Source organism: Streptomyces sp. NPDC059895 (assembly GCF_042731035.1).
Lineage (GTDB): Bacteria > Actinomycetota > Actinomycetes > Streptomycetales > Streptomycetaceae > Streptomyces.
On the sequence record NZ_JBHWKO010000004.1, the window covers coordinates 165,628 to 188,367 of the forward strand.

The following is a 22,740-nucleotide window of genomic DNA, read 5'->3' on the forward strand; positions in this document are numbered from 1 at the left end:
CCGGCCCCGGAGCCGTGCCGGCCCGCCGCATCAGTGGCATCACCGCACCAAGGCGTACGAAACGGGGGCGCTCCCTACATATATCTACGCGCCGGTAGCTCGCTCCGTGGCGCGCGTCCCTCGTGCAGGTGAGTTGAGACCTCTTCGAGACATCGGTGCGTTGGCAGGCTCATCCATGCCCACACCCCACGTCCTGGCATGGGACCCGCGAAAAGGCTTTCTTTCAAAGGCACATGACCACCAACAGCCATGCAGAAACGTGCCTGTCAACGCGTGCATATGCGTCCGCCCTACCCCACCGGATGAGCCCTACTATCGGCTCGCCATGACAGCAGCAGGGAAGCACCAGGTGAGCCGCGCGGAAACTTCACGCCGAGGCGGTCGGCCGGGCCGGGCGGGCATCAGGGACGTGGCCGCCGCCGCCGGAGTCTCCATCACGACCGTCTCCGACGCCCTCAACGGCAAGGGCAGGCTCCCCGACGCCACCCGACGCCATGTCCGCGAGGTCGCCGACCGACTGGGCTACCGCCCTTCGGCCGCGGCCCGAACCCTCCGTACCGGCAAGTCCGGCCTCATCGGTCTGACCGTGACGACGTACGGGGATGAACCTTTCACCTTCACCGAGTTCGCGTACTTCGCCGAGATGGCGCGCGCCGCGACCTCCGCGGCCCTGGCCCGCGGCTACGCGCTCGTCATCCTGCCCGCGACCTCCCGCCACGACGTGTGGTCGAACGTCGCCCTGGACGGCACGGTCGTCATCGACCCGTCCGACCAGGATCCCGTGGTCAGCGAGCTGGTCCGGCAGGGTTTACCCGTCGTCTCCGACGGTCGGCCGGTCGGCGCGCTCCCGGTCACCGCCTGGGTCGACAACGACCACGAGGCCGCCGTCCTCGACATCCTCGACCACCTCGCCGACGCCGGCGCCCGCCGCATCGGCCTGCTCACCGGCACCACCACCGACACGTACACCCACCTGTCCACCAGCGCCTACCTGCACTGGTGCGAACGGGTCGGCCAGGACCCCGTCTACGAGGCCTACCCCGCCCATGACCCGTGCGCGGGCGCCGTCGCCGCCGACCGGCTGCTGGCCCGCCCCGACCGCCCCGACGCCGTCTACGGCCTGTTCGACCCCAACGGCACCGACCTGCTCGCCGCCGCCCGCCGCTACGGGCTGCGCGTCCCGGAGGACCTGCTGCTGGTGTGCTGCAGCGAGTCCACCGTGTACGCCAGCACCGAACCGCCCATCACCACGCTCTCCCTGAAGCCGCGCCGCATCGGCACGGCCGTGGTGCAGCTCCTCATCGACGCCATCGAGGGCGTCGAAGCGGACCAGCCCGTCGAGCAGGTGATACCGACCGAACTGATCGTGCGTACCTCGTCCCAGCGACGCACACAGCGGACGACGGTCAGTCCACCGCGGGCGCCCGAGGAGACGTAACGGCCCGCGGACGCGTCGCCCACGGGGCCTCCTCCGGGGCCGTCCGGGTGCCGGGCGCGCGACGAGGCCCCGGAAGACCGGCGTCTGGGATGGGAACTGCGTACCGCGGGCCGCCGCCGCGGGCGCCGGACGGCCCGCAGCGGCGGCAGGAGGCGGCGACAGGAGGCTTCCGACGCCGCGGCAGCGGTCCCGGACACCGGCGACGGCAACCAGGACACGAGCGACGGCTGGGCGCGGATTCGGCCTCGGGGAGCCTTCATACGTACCCTGGACTCCGATCGTGACGTCAGGGGTGCGTGGGGCGAGGGTGTGGGCACGGTGTGCGCCAGGTGCGTGCGGACTGCCTAAGCCCGCCCCAATCGGGGCGAAAGCCGCGGTGAACTGGAGCCTTGCTCCGATTCACCACCCCTGGGTCATCACACGGCACGATCCGCATTCCTATGATGGGCCCACGGCACCGCGGGCCGTTGGGACCAGGCAGTCCGAGGCGGTGCAGATGCGGCGCGATGGTGGAGGGGTCTGATGACTCAGGGGGCCGGTCAGGGACCCGAGGTGGAGCGGACGGCGACGTTGCGCGACTTCCGGGTGCCCGCGTACGTCCATGAGACCGGTCCGTACGCCCACAGCACCCATCCCGGGAACGCCGTGCCTCCCCTCGATGAGCCGCTGGACCACCCGGAGGGCTACACGCCCACCCAGCGCGATCTGCCTGTCATCAACCGGGGCGACACCCTCCAGGTGACCGTGGACCCCGCGACCGTCCAGGCCCCGCTGCCCGCGAACGGCCCCGGTCCGCTGTTCGTCGTCGGTGACGTGCACGGCTACATCGACGAGCTGGTCGCCGCCCTGCAGGAGAAGGGCCTGATCGACGCGGCCGGCCAGTGGTGCGCGGGCACCGCCCGGCTGTGGTTCCTCGGCGACTTCACCGACCGCGGTCCGGACGGCATCGGCGTCATCGACCTCGTGATGCGGCTGTCCGCCGAGGCCGCCGCCGCCGGCGGCTACTGCAAGGCCCTCATGGGCAACCACGAGCTCCTCCTCCTCGGCGCCAAGCGCTTCGGCGACACCCCGGTCAACTCCGGTGCGGGCACCGCCACCTTCCAGGCGGCCTGGCTGCTCAACGGCGGCCAGAAGTCCGACATGGACCGCCTCCAGGACCACCATCTGCAGTGGATGGCCCGCCTCGACGCCGTCGAGGAGGTCGACGGCCACCTGCTCGTCCACTCCGACACCACCGCCTATCTCGACTACGGCGACTCGATCGAGGCGGTCAACGACACCGTCCGCGAGACGCTCACCCGCAACGACGCGGACGAAGTGTGGGATCTGTTCCGCAAGTTCACCAAGCGCTTCTCCTTCCGTGACGAGGGCGGCGCCGACGCCGTCCGCTCCCTGCTGGATACGTACGGCGGCACCCGCATCGTTCACGGCCACAGCCCGATTCCGTACCTGACGGGCGAGGTCGGTTCCGAGGACGATGACGACGCGGCCGGCCCGGTGGTCGAGGGACCGCACGTCTACGCGGACGGACTGGCCATCGCGATGGACGGTGGCGTGACGATGGCCGGAAAGCTGCTGGTCCAGCAACTGCCGCTCACCGACTGACCGTTCACGCGCCCGCCGTCCCCCGCGTCGGACGCGCCCGGTGACCCCGCAGGCCAGGGGCCAATTTCGGCAAACCCCCTGTCACCCCGGGCCGTCGCCGCTCTACCATCGACTTATCCGTAGCAGGCTCCCCTCCGTTTCTGCCCGACGGCTCGTTGGCATGCGAGCCCCAAGCCCTACGGAGCATCGGGGGATGCACATGAACAGCGTTCCGCAGCACCTGCACAGCGAGGACCGCCAGGAGTACGAGCGGGTCCTCGACGAGGCGCTGCGCTCCGCACCACACCAACCGGAACCGACCGCTGCCGGACAGCGGCTCACCGCCGAACAACTGCGCACCATGGCGCTCAACGCCACCGCTCTCATCACGGCGGCCGCGGCGACCGAGTACCAGCACTACGTGAAGGTCCGCGAGGAACTGCGCCACCCGGCGCCGTCCACCCCGTCCTCACCCACCCAGGACTCCGGTCACAGCGAGCCGGGCGTGGGCGGGATGGGGCTCGCCGCCACCATGGGGGACGCGGCCCAGGCCGCCGAGGCCGCCGGGGCGGGCGCCGTCGCCATCGCCGCCGTCCTCACCCCCGTCCTCGCCGGCACCGCCGCGGTGATCTTCCTGCTCGTCGGTTACGTCCTCAGGATGCTCGACCCCGGACAGTCGTTCGCCCAAGCCATGCTCACCACCGGTTGGGCGTTCGGCGCCATCGCCGCGGCCGCCATCCTCGTCGCCGCCGTGGGACTCCTCCTCACCGCCCTGCGCAACCGGCCGACCCTGGAGGCCGGTCCGTACGCCGAACTGAGCGAGGAGGTGGCCCGCGCCAGGGAAGCCTGGCGAGAAGCCCTGCTGGAACGGGGCATACTTCCGTTCCTGCGCGAGGCCCTCGCCCACCCGGGCACGGCCGCCGCACTGCACAGCGACCCGACCCCGCAAGCGCCCACCGGCCGTCTGCCGAAGATCGGCTACGACCGTCCGGGCTTCAGCAGCCCGGACGACGGACGCTCGACCGGCTCCCGCCCGAGCTACACCAGCCCGGACTACACCAGCCCGGAGTTCGGAGGGCCCGAGCACCAGCCGGAATAGGCCCACGGCTTGCGCCCCCGCCGAAGGGGACGCAAGCCGTACACCCGGCTGGGCACAGACCGGCTGGGGCCCGGCCCACGCCCTCGGCCCGCGGATGGCCTCGCACCGCCCCGAGCCGCTGAGAGCCCGGCGTCAGTCCGCCAGCGGCAGATAGACACGGTTACCCGCCGCCGCGAACTCCTGCGACTTCTGCGCCATCCCTTCCTCGATCTCCGCGCGCGATCCGCCGTGTTCACGGCGGATGTCCTGGGAGATCTTCATCGAGCAGAACTTCGGCCCGCACATCGAGCAGAAGTGAGCGGTCTTGGCCGGCTCGGCCGGCAGGGTCTCGTCGTGGAACTCACGGGCCGTGTCCGGGTCGAGGGCCAGATTGAACTGGTCCTCCCAGCGGAACTCGAAGCGGGCGTCGGACAACGCGTCGTCCCACTCCTGCGCACCGGGGTGTCCCTTGGCGAGGTCGGCGGCGTGAGCGGCGATCTTGTACGTGATGACGCCGGTCTTGACGTCGTCACGGTTGGGCAGGCCCAGATGCTCCTTCGGCGTGACGTAGCAGAGCATGGCCGTGCCCCACCAGGCGATCATCGCGGCACCGATACCGGAGGTGATGTGGTCGTACGCCGGCGCGACGTCCGTCGTCAGCGGGCCGAGCGTATAGAACGGAGCTTCATCACAGATCTCCTGCTGAAGGTCGATGTTCTCCTTGATCTTGTGCATCGGGACATGTCCCGGGCCCTCGATCATCGTCTGAACATGGAAACGCTTTGCGATCCGGTTGAGTTCCCCGAGGGTGCGCAGTTCCGCGAACTGCGCCTCGTCATTGGCGTCGGCGATCGAACCGGGCCTGAGACCGTCGCCGAGCGAGTACGTGACGTCGTAGGCGGCGAGGATCTCGCAGAGTTCCTCGAAGTGCTCGTAGAGGAACGATTCCTTGTGGTGGGCCAGGCACCACGCCGCCATGATCGAACCGCCGCGCGAGACGATGCCGGTCTTGCGGTTCGCGGTCAGCGGGACGTACAGCAGGCGGACGCCCGCGTGGACGGTCATGTAGTCCACGCCCTGCTCGGCCTGCTCGATGACGGTGTCCTTGTAGATCTCCCAGGTCAGTTCCTCGGCCCTGCCGTCGACCTTCTCCAGCGCCTGGTACAGCGGCACCGTGCCGATGGGAACGGGGGAGTTGCGCAGCACCCACTCACGGGTGGTGTGGATGTTGCGACCGGTGGACAGGTCCATGACCGTGTCCGCACCCCACCGGGTCGCCCAGGTCATCTTCTCGACCTCCTCCTCGATGGAGGACGTCACCGCCGAGTTGCCGATGTTGGCGTTGACCTTCACCAGGAACCGCTTGCCGATGATCATCGGTTCGATCTCGGGGTGGTTGACGTTCGCGGGCAGGACCGCACGGCCCGCCGCGATCTCCTCGCGGACCACCTCGGGCGCCACGTTCTCCCGGAGGGCCACGTACTGCATCTCGGGCGTGATCTCGCCGCGGCGTGCGTACGCGAGCTGGGTGACCGCCTTGCCGTCCCGGCTACGGCGCGGCAGCCGGGGCCGTCCGGGGAAGACCGCGTCGAGGTTTCGCAGGCCGCCGCGCGGCGAGGTGTGCTTGATGCCGTCGTCCTCGGGACGGACGGGGCGGCCCGCGTACTCCTCGGTGTCGCCGCGGGCGGTGATCCAGTTCTCCCGCAGCGGCGACAGGCCCCTGCGGACGTCGGTCTCGACGAGCGGATCGGTGTACGGGCCGGACGTGTCGTACAGCGTCACCGACTGCCCGTTGCTGAGGTGCACCTGACGGACCGGCACCCGCAGGTCGGGGCGCGCGCCCTCGACATACGCCTTGTGCCAGCCGATGGACTTCCCGGCCTCCCCGTTGGCGGAGATCTCGGCAGAGATCTGCGTGGAGGCAGGCGTGCGTGCGTCCTTGATGGTCATAAGACCTACTCCCTACGCCGGCATTACCCGGTAACAGGTTCAGCGGTCGACGCAGCGGCTACCGTCGGCCGACGTTCCATGTGAAACATCACTCGGTTCCAGTGACGTTCCACGTGAAACATCGCAAAGACGGAGGTCAGCGCCCTCTCAGCCCGGTGCTCCGAGCTCCCGCGTGTGCAAAGGTTGCCCCCACGCTAGCGGCAATTCGGGCGCGGTGAACAGGGGGCCCCTGTCGTTCTTGCGATGATCGGTCGGTGACCACGACACACCAGCCCCCGTACCCACCACCCGAGCCGCCTCGCGGACCGGGTGCCGGAAACGGCCCTGATTCCGGTCCAGGGCCAGATCCGCACCCAGCTTCAGGTCCGGGCGCCCCTCACGGCCCCGGGACCGCTCCTGGTACCGGTCTCGGGGCCGGCCGCCCGCCTTCCCAAAGCGGGCGCGCCCAAGGGTCCGGGTACGGCGACGGTCGCCCTGGCTTCGGTGGCGGGCACGGACCGGGCGCTCCCACCAGTGGCGGGCACGGACCGGGCGGCGCCCACAACGGCGGGCACGGCCATGGGCATGGCCCCGGTGAGGAACCCGGTGGTGGTCACGGCGGTGGTCACGGCAGTGGTCCGGGCGGTGGGCATGGCCCGGGTCCTGGCGGCGGCGGAGGGCACGGTCCGGGCTCGGGCGGAGGACACGGGCACTCGCACAGCCACGGCCCGGCCGCCCCTGTCTCCCAGCACCTGCGCAAGGTCATCGCGGCCGTTCTCATCCCGTTCGCCGTGGCCGTGCTCGCCGGCCTGGTCGTGCTGTGGCCCGGCGGTGCTCCGGCGCACGAGCGCACCGGGGTGGGCTTCGACCGGCAGACGCAGCATGCGACGGTCACCAAGGTCGTGAGCGTCAGCTGCTCGTCGGTGAACGCCTCGGGCGCCACCGCCACCGGCGACACCTCGACGGCCGAGGGTTCCTCCGCGCAGCAGCAGGAGAACGGCACCTGCAAGCGGGCGACGATCCGGGTGGACACCGGCGACGACAAGGGCCGTACGTTCACGGAGATCGTGCAGCCGGACCAGTCACGGCAGTTGCACGAGGGCCAGAAGGTCGTGGTCGCCTACGAGCCCTCCGCGCCGAAGGACCTGCAGTACTCGGTCACCGACGTGAACCGCCGTGTCCCGTTGGCGGTGCTCGCCGCCATCTTCGCCGTCGCCGTCGTCCTCGTCGGGCGGCTGCGGGGCGTAATGGCCTTGGTGGCACTGGCCATGAGTTTCCTGATCCTCAACTTCTTCATCCTGCCCGCGATCCTGCAGGGCTCGAACCCCTTGGCCGTGGCGGTCGTGGGAGCGAGCGCGATCATGCTGATCGCGCTCTACCTGTGTCACGGACTCTCGGCCCGCACCTCGGTCGCGGTGCTCGGGACACTCATCTCGCTGCTGCTGATCGGTTTCCTGGGCTCATGGTTCATCGACTGGGCCGCCCTGACCGGTAACACGGACGACAACACCGGTCTGATCCACGGGCTGTATCCGTCGATCGACATGAGCGGTCTGCTGCTCGCCGGCATCATCATCGGTTCACTCGGTGTTCTGGACGATGTGACGGTCACCCAGACGTCCGCGGTCTGGGAGCTGCACGAGGCCAACCCGTCGATGGGCTGGCGCGGGTTGTACCGGGCCGGCATCCGGATCGGCCGCGACCACATCGCGTCGGTGGTCAACACGCTCGTCCTCGCCTATGCCGGTGCCGCGCTGCCTCTGCTGCTGCTCTTCTCGATCGCCCAGAGCAGCGTCGGCACGGTTGCCAACAGCGAACTGGTCGCCGAGGAGATCGTGCGCACACTCGTGGGCTCGATCGGCCTGGTCGCGTCGGTGCCGGTGACCACGGCCCTCGCGGCCTTGGTGGTGTCGGCCGACCGCACCGGGGCCGGCCCGGCCACCGCGACGGCACCCGGGGCGGCACCGGGAACGGCGGCGAACTCCGCGGCGGCCGGTGCGACGGGCCCGGCCCTCCGGGGCGGCAGGGGAAGACGGCGCAAGCGCTGACGCGACCAGCGGTCCGAGCCGGCAGCGGCGCCCGGCTCGGACGCGCCCAGCAGAAGCGTTACTGCAATGACTCGGCCCCTGCCGAAGCGTTACGCCACCGTTCCCGTGCGCACCGCTCAGCCGGCGCTCTGCTCCTCCGCCAGGATCCGGTCCAGCGCCTCGTCCAGATGGGCGTCGAAATCGGCCAATGCACCCTCCTGACCCAATGGCACCAGCTTGTCCGTGCGATCGAGGAAGGCGACCAGCGGCGCCGTCGAGGAGCGGAACACCGCCTGATCACTCCCGACCTGAAGTCGGATCAGGATCTCGCTCAAAGAGTCCGGGTCCACCGGGGAGACCCGCACATCCCCCTCGCCACACGGTCTGCCCACCCCGTCGATGAGCAGCTCCCGACCGAACGCCCATGTCACCGGGGCGTCACCGGGCAGGTGGAAAGTGAGCCGGACGGCGTAAGGATCACAGGTGGCGTAGCCCAGCTCCACGGGGATGCGGAACGAGAGCTCCTCCGAGACGAGAAAGCTCATCATGACCTCTGCCTGGACTGCTTGCACGGACTCTCTCATCGCCTTACCCCGTCATGGCCGTCGATTGGCTGGGAATAAACCCCTGACTGTCAGGGCATCTTGCTGAACGTGTACGACAGATCACAAGGAGTGAGTTTTCAGATGCTGATAGAGATCGCGAGCGATCCCAGCATCCGTCCGACCTCGTTCTGCAGCTGCCGTGCCGCCGACGGCAGCCGGTCCGCCTGATGGGCGGGCAGGGAGATGGCCATCGTGGCCGCGGTCGTGCCCACGGTGATCGGGATGGCGGCGCAGACCGTGCCCAGCGCGTACTCCTGCCGTTCGACGACTGTCTCCATCCTGCGTACACGGGCCAGTCGCCGCATCAGAACATGCTCGTCACGGACCGTGTACGGGGTGATGGACTGCACCGGGTAGCGGTCCAGGTGGTCGCGGCGGGAGTCCTCGTCGAGCTGGGAGAGCAGGCACTGGCCGATGGCGTGCGCGTGACCGGTCTCGCGGAAGTCGGCCCACTCCTCGACCGCCGGATTGCCCGGGGTGTCGGACACGCACATGACCTCGATCTCACCGTCGCGGTACACGGCGTAGTACACCGGCACACCGATCGAATCGCGCCAGTGGGCGAGGGTGTCGACGACCGTGCTGCGACGTTTCTGCGCGGCTCCACTGCTGCCGAGCCGCACGGCTGACTCCCCGAGGAAGAACAGCCCCTTGTCACGGCGCAGATAGCCCTCGTGCACGAGGGTGCGCAGCAGGTGGTACGCCGTGGGGAGCGCGAGGCCGGTCTCACGGGCCAGTTGCTTGGCCGGAGCCCCGCAGGCGTGTTCGGCGACGGTCTCCAGCAGACGCATCGCGCGCTGCACGGAACCGATGAGTGTGGCCCCGGGATGCGGCTGCTCGGGGACGCGGCCGTTCGGCGGGCGCTGGTGCGGGGGTGCGGTGGAGCACGGCCGGGTGGGGGGCGCGAACGGATTTGATGATGCGGTGTCAACCGTGGCCAAGGGTCACTCCCGGAGCGCGAGAGGGCGGACCGTGCGGGAAACACGGGCGGGGGGATACGCCGCTCGCGGGGTCGTCCGTCCCCGCGTCGGGCTCCGGACTTTAACCGTCCGCCACCGCTCGCGGACCGGCCGTGCCGGAAACTTCCCCCGGCCGAGGGAACGGGCGATCGCTGTTACCGGTCACCCGTCTCCCGTACCGCTCACCAGTCGCCGCGCGAGGTGGAACTCGACGTGAACTTCCTGACGACGTAGACGAGTCCGCCGACCAGCGCCACGAAGACCAGCAGCTTGAAGAGCAGGCCGATCACGAAGCCGACGACACTCGCTATCAGGCCGCCGAACACGACCAGGGCGATGACCGGCACCGCCACCCACTTCACCCACCACGGCAGTCCCGCGAAGATCTCTTGCATCTCCCTCGTCCTCATTCTCGTCCGGGCCGATGTCCGGCTCCTGTGGCGAGCCGGATCCTTTCGACGTCCTGCCGTCGATGCTAGGTCCGGAGGATGTGCCGACGGGGGCCTCGCACCCCTTGTCCTCCCCTGACCGGTCCCCTAGGGAACCCCGAGCAGCGCATCGGCTCACGGGCGGAGGCGATCACCCCTCGGGGGGCGAGAACACGACCAGGACGCGCAGGTCCTCGCTGATGTGGTGGAACTTGTGGGCGACCCCGGCCGGCACGTACACGACGCTGCCCCGCGCGACCTGGGTGGTCTCCAGACCCACGGTCAGGGAGGCCCGGCCGCTCACGACGAAGTACACCTCGTCCTGCTGGTGTGGGTTCTGTGGATCGTGATCGCCGGCATCGAGCGCGTACAGCCCCACCGACATGTTCCGCTCCCGCAGAAACTGCAGGTAGGCACCGTCGTTGGCGGCTCGCTCCGCCTCCAGTTCGTCCAGCCGGAATGCCTTCATCGCCCTCGTCCACGCTCGCAGCCGATCTCTTCTGCCACGATCAGACACATGAAGAATTTTGTAGTCAAGACGATCGCCAACGCGGGTGCCCTGGCGGTCGCCGTCTGGCTGCTCGACAAGATCACCCTGTCCGGTGACAGCACCGGCAGGAAGATCGGCACCCTGATCCTGGTGGCGCTGCTCTTCGGACTCGTCAACTCCCTGGTCAAGCCGGTCATGAAGGTGCTCACCCTGCCGCTCTTCATCCTCACGCTCGGCCTGATCACGTTGGTCGTCAACGCGCTGATGCTGCTGCTCACCTCGTGGCTGGCGGAGCAGCTCGACCTGAGTTTCCACGTCGAGGGATTCTGGACCGCGGTCCTCGGCGGTCTGATCGTCTCCGTCGTCTCCTGGGCGCTCGACGTCGTCCTTCCCGACAAGGACTGAGCCGCGATGACCTACCGCGTGTGTTTCGTCTGCACCGGCAACATCTGCCGCTCCCCGATGGCCGAGTCGGTCTTCCGCGCGCGCGTGGCGGACGCCGGCCTCGACGAACTGGTCGAGGTCGACAGCGCCGGTACGGGCGGCTGGCACGAGGGTGAGGGCGCCGACCCGCGCGCCCTGTCCGTCCTCGAGGAGAATGGCTACGCCCTGGCCCACACGGCGCGGGTGTTCGAGCGCTCCTGGTTCGCCCGCCTCGACCTGGTGATCGCCCTGGACGCCGGCCACCTCGGGGAACTGCGCCGTCTCGCGCCGACCGACGAGGACGCCGGCAAGGTGCGCCTGCTGCGGGCTTACGACCCCGCCGCGGGCGACGATCTCGACGTTCCTGATCCCTACTACGGGAGCCTGGACGGCTTCGAGGAGTGCCTGGAGATGGTGGAGCGGGCGAGCGACGGCCTGCTCGCCTCGGTCCGCGAGGACGTGGAAGGACGCGTGGCATGAACGATTCCGCAGGGGACGGCGTCCTCCCCGCGGGCGAGGGAACCCGCGCCGTGCGGGCGGGCCTGCCCGAGCCGGTGAAGTACGAGCCGACCCTGCCGGGTCCGGTCTTCGCCGCCCATTTCCACCTGCCGGGCGAGCCCACGGGCCCGTACACCTACGGCCGTGACGAGAACCCGACCTGGACGCATCTGGAGCGCGCCATCGGCGAGCTGGAGGCACCGGGGCGGGACGGCGTCGAGACGCTCGTGTTCGCCTCCGGCATGGCCGCGATCTCGTCGGTGCTCTTCTCCCTGCTGCGCACCGGGGACGCCGTGGTGCTGCCGAGCGACGGGTACCAGGCGCTGCCCCTGGCCGGCGCCCAACTGGAGGCGTACGGCATCGAGGTGCGCACCGCCCCGACCGGTGGCGACGCCCAGCTCGGCGCCCTCGACGGCGCGAGGCTCCTGTGGATCGAGTCGCCGTCGAACCCCGGGCTCGACGTGTGCGACATCCGGCGGCTCGTCGAGGCGGCGCACGCGCGTGGCGCCCTGGTGGCCGTCGACAACACGCTCGCGACGCCGCTCGGACAGCGTCCGCTGGAGCTCGGTGCGGACTTCTCCGTGGCCAGCGGTACCAAGCAGCTCACCGGACACGGCGACGTCCTCCTCGGGTACGTCACCGGGCACGCCGGGGAGGCGATGACGGCCGTACGGCGCTGGCGCAAGATCGTCGGGGCGATTCCGGGGCCCATGGAGGCCTGGCTCGCGCACCGGTCGATCGCGACGCTGCAGTTGCGTGTGGACCGGCAGAGCGCCAGTGCCCTGGCCGTCGCCGAGGCGCTGCGGGGGCGGCCCGGGGTGACCGGGTTGCGGTATCCGGGGCTGGCCGGCGATCCGTCCCACGCGGTGGCGTCGCGGCAGATGCGGCGTCACGGGTGCGTGGTCTCCTTCACGCTGGCCACGCGCGCGCGTGCCGAGCGTTTCCTGGAGGCACTGCGGCTGGTGGACGACGCGACGAGTTTCGGGGGCGTGCGGTCGACGGCCGAGCGGCGCGGGCGCTGGGGCGGGGACGCGGTACCGGAGGGCTTCATCCGGCTCTCGGTCGGCGCCGAGGATCCCGAGGACCTGGTGGCGGATGTGCTGCGAGCGCTGGAGGAGTCGGGGCGCTGAACGGTGCACGGACGCCCCGACGGTGTCCCGCTACGTCCATCGGACGGTCCGAGCCTCCCCCCTCGTGGCTCGGACCGTCCACGGCTCCGCGCGCGAAGAACCGCGCGACCAAGGCTAATTGACTCTGTGTCAGTGTCCAATCACAGTAGCGACAGGGGCCTATCGACTTATTTATAGTTGGGCCCTGCCTCAGGGCCGGAAGACGGGCAAAGGAAGGGGACGCGTGCCATGGATCTGGCCTTGCTGCGTACCTTCGTGACCGTGCACCGGGCCGGCTCCTTCACCCGCGCCGCCGCTCTGCTGGGCCTGTCCCAGCCTGCCGTGACCTCCCAGATTCGCACGCTGGAGCGACAGCTGGGGCGCCCCCTGTTCCTGCGGCAGGCCCGTGGCGTCACGCCGACGACCATCGGGGACGAACTCGCCCACAAGGCCGCCCCGCATCTCGACGCCCTGGTCGAGATCGCCGAGACCGGTCTGGACGACGAGTCCTCCGTGCGCACGCTCCATCTCGCCGGGCCTCCCGAGTTCACCGCGGAGCGAGCGCTTCCCGCACTTACGGAGCTGACCCGCGACGACGGACAGGGGTTCGAGCTGCGTGCCTCGTTCGGAACCGCCGAGGAGGTCCTGGAGGGGCTGGCCTCCGGACACCATGACCTCGCCATCGGCACGCTCCGGCCGCGCGGTGCCCTCCTCACGGCCACCCCGCTGTGCGACGAGGAGCACGTCCTTGTCGCCGCTCCGAGCCGGGCCGAGGACATCGGCGCCCAGAACCTGCGCCGCACGGGCGCAACCGCTCTGGAGAACCTCCCCGTGGTCGAGGTCCACGAGTCGCTGCCCTTCGTCTCCCGCTACTGGGCGTCCGTCTTCGACTCGCGCCCCGCCGCGTCGGGCACCGTCATCGTTCCCGACCTGCGCGCGGTCCTCGCGTGTGCCATCGCGGGCGCCGGCCTGGCAGTGCTGCCCCGCTACCTCTGCGCGGCAGCGCTGGACCGGGGTGACGTCGTCGCGCTGCATGAGCCCGCGGTGCCGCCGCTGCGGACATACGTCCTGGTGGTGCGCACCGGCACGCTCGCGATGCCGCACATCGCTCGGGCCCATGACTGGCTGCTCAGGACGGCGGCCGACTGGTGCTGAGCGGGCGGGGCAGGGCCTCACGGTCCGGGCTCGGCCGGTGACGTTTCGCGATGTTTCACGTGGAACCAGCCGGGCCACATTTCTCCCATGACCGTCCGACCCGTGGTCAAGCGCACCGCCCGCGCCGTTCTGCTGGACGGTGACGATTTGATCCTGATCAAGCGCACCAAGCCCGGTATCGATCCCTACTGGGTCACGCCCGGGGGCGGGGTCGAGCCGGAGGACACGACCGTCGTCGACGCCCTGCACCGAGAGGTGTACGAGGAACTCGGCGCCAAGATCACCGATGTGGTGCCCTGCTTCGTCGACACCGTCGAGCACATCGGCGCGGACGGAGGCGCGACCGGAGTGAAGGTGCAGCACTTCTTCGTCTGCCGTCTGGGATCCATGGACCCGGCCCTGCGGCACGGCCCCGAGGTCGACGAGCCCCTCGGCGAATACGAGATCGTGCGCGTGCCGTTCACCCGGGTCGGCATCGCCTCCGTGCACCTTGTTCCGCTGTCGCTGCGGCACTACCTCGACGGCAATATCGAGGGCGTCCGCGCGATGCACGCGCCTGATCTGGGGTGACCGCGGCCGGCCTGCGGTGACGCCGGGCCCGCCGGTTCACTGTCCGGCCGCGACAAGCTCCTCGACCGAGTCGTGCCGTATGCGGTCCACCGGGATGCCGACGCCGCGCAGGGCATCCACCCCCTTACGGATCATGCCGGGCGGGCCGGATACGTAGGCGTCGTACTCGGTCCAGGGGCCGAAGGTCCGTATGGCGGCGGGAAGCTGGAGCAGACCGTCCCGGTCGATCACGGGGCGCACCTCCAGCCAGGGGTAGGACTGCTTGAGCCTGAGCATCGTGTCGATGTCGTACAGGTCGTGATCGCTGCGGGCGCCGTAGAAGACCTCTACCGGGCGGCGGGCGCCATGCTCGGCGACATCCTCGACCAGGGCCTTGATGGGGGCTATGCCGGTACCACCGCCCACACAGAGCAGTCCGCTGTCCCGCGTGTGGTCGACGGTCATCGAGCCGGCCGGCGGACCCAGCCGGACGACGTCCCCGGGTCGGGCACGGTGGACCAGCGCGTTGGAGACCCAGCCCGCCGGAACGGCCTTCACATGGAACGACAGCAGCCCGTCGGAGCGGGGCGCCGAGGCGAAGGAGTAGTGCCGCCAGACCCGTGGCCACCATGGTGTCTCCACACCGGCGTACTGCCCGGCGAGGAAGGGATAGGGCTGGTCGGGCCGCAGGGTGAGAACGGCGATGTCCGGGGTTCTGAGCTCGCGGGAGACGACCTCCGCGTGCCACCAGGCCGGCGCGCGCAGCTCGTCGGCGGCCGCCGCGTCGATCATGACCTGGGAGATCGTCGTGTAGGCCCGGACCCAGGCCGCTTCCGTCTCGCCGTCCCAGACGGATGCGGCGTACTTGCTCAGCGCCCCGATGAGGCACTCGCCGACCGCCGGGTAGTGCTCGGGGCGGGTTCCGTACTTGCGGTGGCCTCTGCCGAGGTTCTGCAGGTAGTTCACCAGGACCGGGGTGTTGTCGATGTGCTCGACGGCGGTGAGCAGGGCTGTGAGCAGCCGGTCTCGCTGGGTGTCCATGGCGGGCGGGAAGAGGGAGCGCAGATCGGGATGGCGGACGAAGAGCAGCGCGTAGAAGTACGAGGTGACCTTGTCGGCGACGGGTGCCACCTCGTCCATGGTGCGGCGGATGAGGAGGGCGTCCGGAGAGGCGTTCCCGGCGGGGGCGGACCGCTGGGCGGGGACGCGGTGCCCGGGGACGCGGTGCCCTTCGGTGGTCGCGGGCGGGACGGGCCCCCGAGGCTCGACGGCCCGCTCAGGCCGGACACCGGCGAAAGTCTCGGGTGGGGAAGGATGCGCGGGTCGGGGCGAATCCTCCGGTCGAGGGTCCTGACCGGGTGTGCGGGCGTTCGGCTCGGCGGCCTCGCTCCGGAGTGTCTCGTCCGCCGACGCCTCCGTGCCCCTGCCCATGGGACGGAGCGCGGCAAGCCGGCGGCCCTCGGAGGGTGCCCGCTCGCTGTCGGCAGCCGACGCCGGCTGCTTGCGCGGCGTGAACCAGCCGTCCCCGCCGCCGGACGTGCCGTTGTCGGCCGACCTGGTGGTCGGAGCGTCCATGGTGTGCCTCGCCTCGAACATCTCTCGGTCGGTCTACGCACTTCCACGATCGGAAGGTGCCTGCTTCCCCCGCAGACGGCTAGCTATTCCGGTTCCGTTCCGTCCTGCGACCGATATGGCCGCGGTCCACACGTGCCCCGGCCGCATACGGTCGTGAAGGCGAGAGTGCGACATGGGCCGCAGTCTCCTCGTCGCAGCATCCCACCCCTTACAGACCACTCGCCCCCATTACCCGACATCGCGGGTCTTCGAACTCTCCGTCCCGTCAGGCTTCATTACCCTGTTCTCGGCTCGTGCGGAAGAGATGTACCGCATCTCGCGCCGCACCTCCCGAACACGAACCGGAGTCGACCATACCGGGCGCGGCCCCGCACACAAGTCCCCCCTTCCCTCCCCTCGGAGGCAGCCGGGGAACGAACCGTCAATTCCTCCAATTACCGGACGCAGCATGCCCATTCATAGGCATTCCACAGATCTTTCCCCAGGTAAGTCATCGGTCCGGGCCGCTGAATGACCGCGTCGACCGCCCTGGAAACGGTCACTTCATGAGCGAGTCCTTGTCCGGGATCAGGGGAGCGGCGTTTCACGTGAAACGCCCGCCGGCCCGCCACCGCCGGGGAGCGGGTCACGACATGGCCAAAAGCACGGCTTCACCCGGCGAAAGAGGTGGACGCCGAGGGCACCGGTCGGACAGCCTGACCTGCGTGTCGACACCTCTTCCCCCCTCTCTTCCCGTCCGCCGTCTGACGCACCGCGACCTCACCGCCTGCGCCGACTTGTCCGAGGACCGGGGGTGGCCGCGCGAGGAGCACAAGTGGGGCCTTCTCCTCAGCGCCGGGAAGGGGTTCGGCATCGACGACCCCGGCGGCGGCCTCCTCGGTGCCTGCGTCGTCACCGAGTACGGCCCGCACGGACGTCCTGCTCTCGGCGCCATCGGCATGGTGCTGGTCGCCGAACGGTACGCCCGTCAAGGCGTCGGACGACACCTGATGCGGCACGTCGTCGCCGAGATGGGCACTACCCCGCTGACCCTGCACGCCACCCCGAACGGCCTGCCGCTCTACGAGGAGTTGGGGTTCAAGGCCACGGGACGTGCCGAGATGGTGCTGGGGCACTTCACACCCGGCGGTCAGAAGCCCGGTGTCCTCACCCGTGCGGCCACGGCCGAGGATCTCACCGCCATCCTCCGGCTCGACGAGGAGGTGTTCGGTACCGACCGCACCCTCGTGATCGCGCGACTGCCCGCCTTCGCCGACCAGATGCGGGTCGCCGAGGACAACGGCCGGATCATCGGCTACGCGGCCGCCTGGCCCAACATGGACACCCATGTGGTGGGGCCGCTCATCGCGCGGGACACGGAGACGGCCATGGCACTCGTCACCGCGCTCGCCGCACACACGGACCGGCCCCTGCGCACGGACATCGACGTGCGCCACACGGATCTGCTGGCCTGGGTGAAGGAGCGGGGTCTGCGGTCCGTCGCCTTCAACACCGTCATGACCTACGGGACCACGGAGTTGCCGGGTGACTGGAGCCGACGGTTCGCTCCGCTGACCGTGGCGGCCGGATAGCACCCGCTGAGACCGAGAACGCCGGTTCCCTCTCGCTGGGAGAACCGGCGTTCTCCGTGTGCGCTCCGCGGAAACGGCCCCGTCAGGCGAGGGACTCCACGGCGGCCGCGGCAAAGCCGTGGTCCTGCTCGGGTGCCCCGCCGCCGACCCCGATCGCGCCGACGAGACGGCCATCGCGGTGGAGCGGTACGCCACCGGCGATGAACAGCAGCGGCCGGTCGAGCGCGGTGGGCAGGGTGTGGAAGAGGCCACCGGGCTGCACGGCGTCCACGAGGTCGGCGGTCGCCGTGTCCAGTTGGAGTGCCGTGTAGGCCTTGCGGGTGCTCGTCTCACCGGAGATCAGCACAGCCCGGTCGTCCCGGCGGAAGGCCAGCAGATGACCGCCCGCGTCCAAGACGGTCACGCTGACCGTGACCCCGGCAGCCTCGGCGGCGCGGCGAGCCGCCTCGACAAGGACCTCGGCGTCACGGATGGTCAGGGGGGCGACGGTGGTGGTGCTCACGGAAAGGTTCTCCTTGCGGGTGTTTCTCGGGAAGGGACGAACCGGGGGCGTGGGAACGGCCTCGGCCCCGCACACCGGACGATTCAGTGGGAGACGGCGGCCGGCCGCTCGGTGGGAGCGGAAGCCGCGACGACGGCGCTCGGCACGCTGTCCCGGCGCTCCAGCGCGGCAGAGACGACGGCGAGGACCAGAGCGGCCGCGGCGAGGACGGCACCGACCCAGTTGGGGGCGGTGTAGCCCAGACCGGCGGTGATGACCAGACCGCCCAGCCAGGCGGACAGGGCGTTGCCCAGGTTGAAGGCGCCGATGTTGACCGCCGAGGCGAGCGTCGGAGCGCCGTGCGCCTGGTCGAGGACCCGCTTCTGCAGCGGTGGGACGGTCGCGAAGCCCAGGGCGCCGATCAGAGCGATCGTGACGGCCGCGAGGGCCTTGTGATGGGCGGTGAGGGTGAAGAGGGCCAGGACGACCGCCAGGGCGCCCAGGGAGACGTACAGCAACGGCATCAGGGCGCGGTCGGCGTACCTGCCGCCGACGAGGTTGCCGCCGACCATGCCGAGGCCGAAGAGGACCAGCAGCCAGGTGACGGAGCCGTCGGCGAAGCCGGCCACATGGGTCATCATGGGCGCGATGTAGGTGATGGCCGCGAAGACCCCGCCGAACCCCAGGACGGTCATCGCCATGGCGAGCAGGACTTGGGCGTTCCTGAACGCGGCCAGTTCGTGGCGCAGGCGCACGCCCTCGGGCCGGGGCATCTCGGGGACCAGCCTGGCGATGCCGGCGAGGCCGATCACCCCCAGGGCGGCGACGATGCCGAAGGTGACGCGCCAGCCGACGCTCTGCCCGACGAGGGTGCCCAGCGGGACGCCTACGACGTTGGCCACGGTGAGGCCGGTGAACATCATGGCGATGGCGCCGGCCTTCTTGTCCGGCGCGACCAGGTCGGCCGCGACGACGGAGCCGATGCCGAAGAAGGCGCCGTGCGCGAGCGAGGCGACCACGCGGCCGATCAGCATGACGGAGAAGGCCGGGGCGACGGCGGACAGCAGGTTGCCGACGATGAACAGGCCCATCAGCACCATCAGCATCCGTTTGCGGGACACCTTGGTGCCGAGAACGGTCATCAGCGGGGCGCCGAACATGACGCCGAGCGCGTAGCCGGTCACGAGGAAGCCGGCCGTGGGGATGGAGACCCCGAAGTCGCCCGCGACCTCGGGCAGCAAGCCCATGATCACGAATTCCGTGGTGCCGATGCCGAAGGCCCCGATCGCGAGGGCCAGGAGCGCGAGAGGCATGGTGGGGTACACCTTCCAGAAGATTGCAGGTGCGCTTTGCGTGCGTTCACAATAGTTGCACACGCCGCCTATAGGCAACCGCCGACTATTGCGGGAGTGCTCTATCCTGGGGTCAGCCGCTCCGGGACGGAGGAAGAGGACCCATGACTGCGACGGACCCCGCGCTCACCGCCCTCGCCCAGGGCTGGTGCGCCCTCTCCCTGCTGCACGGGAGGATCGAGGCCCACATCGAACGCGCGCTGCAGGCCCGGCACGATCTGAGCGTGCGCGAGTACTCCCTGCTCGACGTGCTCAGCCGCCAGCACGACGGGGACGGCGGCCACCTCCAGATGAAGCAGGTCGCCGACGCGGTGGTCCTGAGCCAGAGCGCCACCACCCGGCTGGTCTCCCGGCTCGAGGACCGGGGGCTGCTCGAGCGCTATCTGTGCCCCACCGACCGCCGTGGCATCTACACCAATGTCACCGAGGCCGGCCTGAAGCTGCTCGGCGAGGCCCGCCCGACCAACGATGCGGCACTGCGCGAGGCCCTCGACGAGGCGGCGAGGAATGCGGAGCTGGCTCCGCTGGTGCGGGTCGTGGAAACGCTGAAGGCTCCTGCCGCCGTCCAGCTAGGGTTCGACCATGGAGGATCTTGAGATACGCGCCGTCGTCGCCGAGGACGTCCCTGCGATCGTCGGCATGCTCGCGGACGACCCGCTGGGTGCCCTACGCGAATCTCCGGACGACCTCGCGCCGTATCTGGCCGCTCTGGAACGGCTGAGCGCCGACCCGAACCAGCGTCTGGTCGTCGCCGTCCGCGACGGCCGCGTCGTGGGCACCCTCCAGCTGACGATCGTGCCCGGCCTGTCCCGGCGCGGGGCGACCAGGTCGATCATCGAGGGCGTGCGCGTCCACGCCGACGAGCGGGGCAGCGGTCTGGGCACACGTCTCATCGAGTGGGCCATCGAGGAATCCCGCCGCGCGCGGTGCCAGTTGGTGCAGTTGACCTCCGACAACACGCGCGCCGACGCCCACCGCTTCTACGAGAGGCTGGGATTCCAGGCCTCGCACGTGGGGTTCAAGCTTCAGCTCTGACAGCCCCTCCGGTGGCGGCCCACTCCCCGAAGGGAACGCGGCTCTGTTTCACGTGGAACAGAGCCGCCGAGCCGCAGTCACGGAGATCCGCGGAGCCGCACACCCGTGGACCCGCCTCAGTGGCGGCTAGCCGATCCCCCGCCAGCCGTCCGGGTCGACGCCACCGGGCACATCGGCCCGGTCGTCGTAAGGCCGGCGCGTGAAGACGAAGGACCCGAGGTCCAGATGGTCCACCGTGCTGTCCGGGCGCCGCACGGCCCGGAGGACCTCCCCGGCGAAGTACCCTTCCAGCCCCTTCCAGGCCTCACCCTCCCGGCGGAACCGTGAGCGCCGTCCCCCGCCGGTGAGCGGCCCCAGGGAGAGGAGTCCGTCGGCCGTGAGGCGAAGGGCGAAGGGGGTGGTGCCCCAGTACCACTGGCCTGCCAGTTCGAGGACGGAAGGATCGACCTCCCGCATCGGCCGCCAGGGCTCGGGAATCCTCGGCTCGGCCTCGGCCACGATGCGCACGAGATCCGAGGCGACCGAGGACACCGCCGGGCCGGAGGTGCAGTTGGTGAGCACCACCGCTGCGACGTCGTCCGCCACGCTCAGCATGAGGCTCGCCAGGAATCCGGGCACCGACCCGGAGTGGCCGACGAGGAGCCGCCCGTCCTGGTGCTCGATCCGCAGTCCCAGCCCGTAGCCGCTGCCGTCCACCTGGTCCGTGACTTCCGCCGGCGCTGCGGGGGTCCGCATCTCCCGAAGGCTCTCCTCGCTCAGGACCCGGTCGTCCCCACGGGCAAGAAAGGCGGCGAACCGCGCCAGATCGCCGGTCGTCGACCAGAGTTGACCGGCCGCGGCCATCCGTCCGAAGTCCTCCAGCGGCTCGGGCAGCATCACATCGGCCCACGGGTGCACCGCCCAGCCACCCGCATGCGGATGCCGTGGCCGCATGCCGGTACGGCTCAGGCCCAGAGGTTCGAGCACTTCCCGCCGTAGCACCTCGTCCCAGGGCGCTGTGCGGATCTCCTCGACGAGGGCGCCCAGCAGGCCGTAGCCGGGGTTGGAGTAGTGGAACCGGCGCCCCGCCGGATGCAGCAGGGGCTGATCGACGAGGACGTCGGCGAGTTCCGGACGCAGCGTGCCCGGCGTCCGTTCCCACCACGGCCCGGGCGTCTCGGCCGCCAGTCCCCCGGTGTGCGCCAGGAGTTGCGCGATGGTGGCCTCCCCCGCACCGGTGCCCGGCAGGTGTTTCTCCAGCGGGTCCTCGAGGTCGAGCGCTCCCTCGTCGCGCAGCCGCAGCACGAGAACGGCCGTGAAGGTCTTGGTGATCGAACCGATCCGGTACTGCACGGTCTCGTCGGGTGCGTGTCCGTCGATGGAGGTCCGTGCCCCGTGCCAGACCGCCCGCCCGTCCCTTACGACGGCGGCGACGAGCGACGGCGTCCGCCCGTCGGTCTGGGCCACGGCGATGCGGTGCGCCAGCGCACGCCGGGTGCCGGGGAGCAGCTCTTCCTGAAAAGTGGTCATGGCCCCAGTCCATCCGGACGGAACGCGGACGTCGAGTTCATTTCGCCCCCGGTGTAGGGTCTCGCCGCTCGTGACACGTCGATCTTGCGTGCCCTGGGCGTCCTTGGCTGCCTCACGGCCTTGTCACCCATGATCAGTCTCAAATCCGTGGCATTTCCTCGCGAGGGGGAGGTCGAGATCAGGCGGCTTTCCCGAGTCGGCCGAGTACACCACGCTGAGCCCCGAGCACGAGGGCTACCGGCGAGCCCAGATCGCGCACCGATGAGTTTCCCGCGCCGCGCTGGTCCATACGCCGGACGCCCGCGAACGGAAGGCTGAGCCATGCGGAAACTGATCTACGGCATGAACCTGACCCTGGACGGCTACATCGCCGCGGCCGGCGACGACATCGGCTGGAGCGGACCGCCGAGCGACGAGCTGTTCCAGTGGTGGCTCGACCACGAGCGGGCGAGTGGCCTGTCGCTGTATGGGCGCAAGTTGTGGGAGACGATGAGCTCCTACTGGCCGACCGGCGACCAGCAGCCGGGCGCCACCCCGGCGGAGATCGAGTTCGCGCGGAACTGGCGGGACACGCCGAAGGTGGTGTTCTCCTCGACGATCGACAAGGTCGACTGGAACACCCGCCTGGTCACCGGCGACGCGATCGCCGAGATCACCCGGCTCAAGGCCGAGGACGGCGGCCCCATGAACATCGGCGGCGCAACGCTCGCCGGGGCGGCCATGCGCGCCGACCTGATCGACGAGTACGCGATCGCCGCCTATCCGGTCCTGGTGGGCAGCGGCACGCCGTTCTTCACCGCGCTGGACAGCTGGGTGAACCTGAACCTGGTGGAGACGCGGACGTTTCCCGGCGGCGTGGTCCTGACCAGGTACGAGACGAGGCGCTGACCAGCAGCACCCACGCGCTAGTCTCACGGTGATGTCCTATACGACATCGGTACGACA

General features: G+C 70.1%; 22 protein-coding genes and 1 riboswitch. Of the genes, 13 read left to right on the plus strand and 9 right to left on the minus strand.

All coding sequences use genetic code 11. The annotated features are described in order from the left end of the window. Positions 1 to 325 precede the first annotated feature (325 nt). The 3 genes from ACFV9M_RS06540 to ACFV9M_RS06550 all read left to right on the plus strand — a co-directional run bounded on the left by ACFV9M_RS06540 (position 326) and on the right by ACFV9M_RS06550 (position 4,121). On the plus strand, positions 326 to 1,438 hold the full coding sequence (locus ACFV9M_RS06540) for a LacI family DNA-binding transcriptional regulator (RefSeq protein ID WP_385063595.1): 1,113 nt from the start codon (positions 326 to 328) through the stop codon (positions 1,436 to 1,438). A gap of 522 nt (positions 1,439 to 1,960) precedes the next feature. After that, entirely contained in the window at positions 1,961 to 3,043 is a 1,083-nt protein-coding gene (locus ACFV9M_RS06545; protein ID WP_385063593.1) for a metallophosphoesterase, read from the plus strand. Positions 3,044 to 3,236: 193 nt separating this feature from the next. Beyond that, complete coding sequence (locus tag ACFV9M_RS06550) at positions 3,237 to 4,121, plus strand: hypothetical protein (protein WP_385063592.1); 885 nt, start codon at positions 3,237 to 3,239, stop codon at positions 4,119 to 4,121. Between the two features lie 132 nt (positions 4,122 to 4,253). On the opposite strand, the gene thiC is transcribed toward ACFV9M_RS06550, so the two are convergent. Then, a complete protein-coding gene (thiC, locus tag ACFV9M_RS06555; protein ID WP_385063590.1) occupies positions 4,254 to 6,050 on the minus strand; it encodes a phosphomethylpyrimidine synthase ThiC in 1,797 nt (598 codons plus the stop codon). Beyond that, positions 6,043 to 6,232: riboswitch (TPP riboswitch) on the minus strand. Its footprint overlaps the gene before it by 8 nt. A gap of 72 nt (positions 6,233 to 6,304) precedes the next feature. Here thiC and ACFV9M_RS06560 point away from each other — a divergent pair. Continuing rightward, complete coding sequence (locus tag ACFV9M_RS06560; RefSeq protein WP_385063588.1) at positions 6,305 to 8,077, plus strand: YibE/F family protein; 1,773 nt, start codon at positions 6,305 to 6,307, stop codon at positions 8,075 to 8,077. 116 nt (positions 8,078 to 8,193) lie between these two features. Here the strand turns inward: ACFV9M_RS06560 and ACFV9M_RS06565 are convergent, their stop codons facing one another. The 4 genes from ACFV9M_RS06565 to ACFV9M_RS06580 form a co-directional block, all read right to left on the minus strand. Continuing rightward, a complete protein-coding gene (locus tag ACFV9M_RS06565) occupies positions 8,194 to 8,640 on the minus strand; it encodes an SsgA family sporulation/cell division regulator (protein WP_385063586.1) in 447 nt (148 codons plus the stop codon). A 98-nt stretch (positions 8,641 to 8,738) separates the two neighbouring features. Then, on the minus strand, positions 8,739 to 9,602 hold the full coding sequence (locus tag ACFV9M_RS06570; RefSeq protein WP_385063584.1) for an IclR family transcriptional regulator: 864 nt from the start codon (positions 9,600 to 9,602) through the stop codon (positions 8,739 to 8,741). A gap of 200 nt (positions 9,603 to 9,802) precedes the next feature. Continuing rightward, positions 9,803 to 10,015, minus strand: a complete 213-nt coding sequence (locus ACFV9M_RS06575) for a DUF5326 family protein (RefSeq protein WP_385063582.1) — start codon at positions 10,013 to 10,015, stop codon at positions 9,803 to 9,805. Positions 10,016 to 10,199: 184 nt separating this feature from the next. After that, a complete protein-coding gene (locus ACFV9M_RS06580; RefSeq protein WP_385063580.1) occupies positions 10,200 to 10,517 on the minus strand; it encodes a cupin domain-containing protein in 318 nt (105 codons plus the stop codon). A gap of 48 nt (positions 10,518 to 10,565) precedes the next feature. On the opposite strand from ACFV9M_RS06580, the gene ACFV9M_RS06585 reads away from it, so the two are divergent. From ACFV9M_RS06585 to ACFV9M_RS06605, 5 genes are all read left to right on the plus strand, one after another. After that, positions 10,566 to 10,943: a phage holin family protein gene (locus ACFV9M_RS06585; RefSeq protein ID WP_385063578.1), complete on the plus strand. Its 378-nt coding sequence runs from the start codon at positions 10,566 to 10,568 to the stop codon at positions 10,941 to 10,943. A 6-nt stretch (positions 10,944 to 10,949) separates the two neighbouring features. Further along, entirely contained in the window at positions 10,950 to 11,441 is a 492-nt protein-coding gene (locus tag ACFV9M_RS06590) for a low molecular weight protein-tyrosine-phosphatase (protein ID WP_385063576.1), read from the plus strand. Continuing rightward, the gene (locus ACFV9M_RS06595; RefSeq protein WP_385063574.1) at positions 11,438 to 12,589 is read left to right on the plus strand and encodes a cystathionine gamma-lyase; all 1,152 of its coding nucleotides are present in this window, start codon (positions 11,438 to 11,440) and stop codon (positions 12,587 to 12,589) included. Before ACFV9M_RS06590 ends, ACFV9M_RS06595 begins: the two co-directional genes overlap by 4 nt. 228 nt (positions 12,590 to 12,817) lie before the next feature. Beyond that, entirely contained in the window at positions 12,818 to 13,723 is a 906-nt protein-coding gene (locus ACFV9M_RS06600) for a LysR family transcriptional regulator (protein WP_385063572.1), read from the plus strand. Between the two features lie 87 nt (positions 13,724 to 13,810). Beyond that, positions 13,811 to 14,293, plus strand: coding sequence for an NUDIX domain-containing protein (locus ACFV9M_RS06605; protein WP_385063570.1), 483 nt, complete (start codon positions 13,811 to 13,813; stop codon positions 14,291 to 14,293). Between the two features lie 36 nt (positions 14,294 to 14,329). On the opposite strand, the gene ACFV9M_RS06610 is transcribed toward ACFV9M_RS06605, so the two are convergent. Further along, on the minus strand, positions 14,330 to 15,868 hold the full coding sequence (locus ACFV9M_RS06610; protein WP_385063568.1) for a globin domain-containing protein: 1,539 nt from the start codon (positions 15,866 to 15,868) through the stop codon (positions 14,330 to 14,332). Positions 15,869 to 16,551: 683 nt separating this feature from the next. Here ACFV9M_RS06610 and ACFV9M_RS06615 point away from each other — a divergent pair. Further along, positions 16,552 to 17,418 carry a GNAT family N-acetyltransferase gene (locus tag ACFV9M_RS06615; protein ID WP_385063566.1) on the plus strand — a complete coding sequence of 289 codons (867 nt, stop codon included), beginning with the start codon at positions 16,552 to 16,554 and terminating at the stop codon, positions 17,416 to 17,418. A gap of 82 nt (positions 17,419 to 17,500) precedes the next feature. Here ACFV9M_RS06615 and ACFV9M_RS06620 read toward each other — a convergent pair whose 3' ends face one another. Then, positions 17,501 to 17,920, minus strand: coding sequence for a heme-binding protein (locus tag ACFV9M_RS06620; RefSeq protein WP_385063564.1), 420 nt, complete (start codon positions 17,918 to 17,920; stop codon positions 17,501 to 17,503). 83 nt (positions 17,921 to 18,003) lie between these two features. Then, positions 18,004 to 19,212: an MFS transporter gene (locus tag ACFV9M_RS06625; protein ID WP_385063562.1), complete on the minus strand. Its 1,209-nt coding sequence runs from the start codon at positions 19,210 to 19,212 to the stop codon at positions 18,004 to 18,006. 143 nt (positions 19,213 to 19,355) lie between these two features. On the opposite strand from ACFV9M_RS06625, the gene ACFV9M_RS06630 reads away from it, so the two are divergent. Together ACFV9M_RS06630 and ACFV9M_RS06635 are read left to right on the plus strand one after the other, a co-directional pair. Continuing rightward, positions 19,356 to 19,847, plus strand: coding sequence for a MarR family winged helix-turn-helix transcriptional regulator (locus ACFV9M_RS06630; RefSeq protein ID WP_385063560.1), 492 nt, complete (start codon positions 19,356 to 19,358; stop codon positions 19,845 to 19,847). Beyond that, a complete protein-coding gene (locus ACFV9M_RS06635) occupies positions 19,834 to 20,286 on the plus strand; it encodes a GNAT family N-acetyltransferase (protein ID WP_385063558.1) in 453 nt (150 codons plus the stop codon). Before ACFV9M_RS06630 ends, ACFV9M_RS06635 begins: the two co-directional genes overlap by 14 nt. A 126-nt stretch (positions 20,287 to 20,412) precedes the next feature. Here the strand turns inward: ACFV9M_RS06635 and ACFV9M_RS06640 are convergent, their stop codons facing one another. Beyond that, positions 20,413 to 21,795: a serine hydrolase domain-containing protein gene (locus ACFV9M_RS06640; protein WP_385063556.1), complete on the minus strand. Its 1,383-nt coding sequence runs from the start codon at positions 21,793 to 21,795 to the stop codon at positions 20,413 to 20,415. 321 nt (positions 21,796 to 22,116) lie between these two features. On the opposite strand from ACFV9M_RS06640, the gene ACFV9M_RS06645 reads away from it, so the two are divergent. Next, positions 22,117 to 22,683 (plus strand): dihydrofolate reductase family protein, encoded by a 567-nt coding sequence (locus ACFV9M_RS06645; protein WP_385063555.1) that lies wholly within the window; start codon positions 22,117 to 22,119, stop codon positions 22,681 to 22,683. The last annotated feature ends 57 nt before the right edge of the window (positions 22,684 to 22,740 follow it).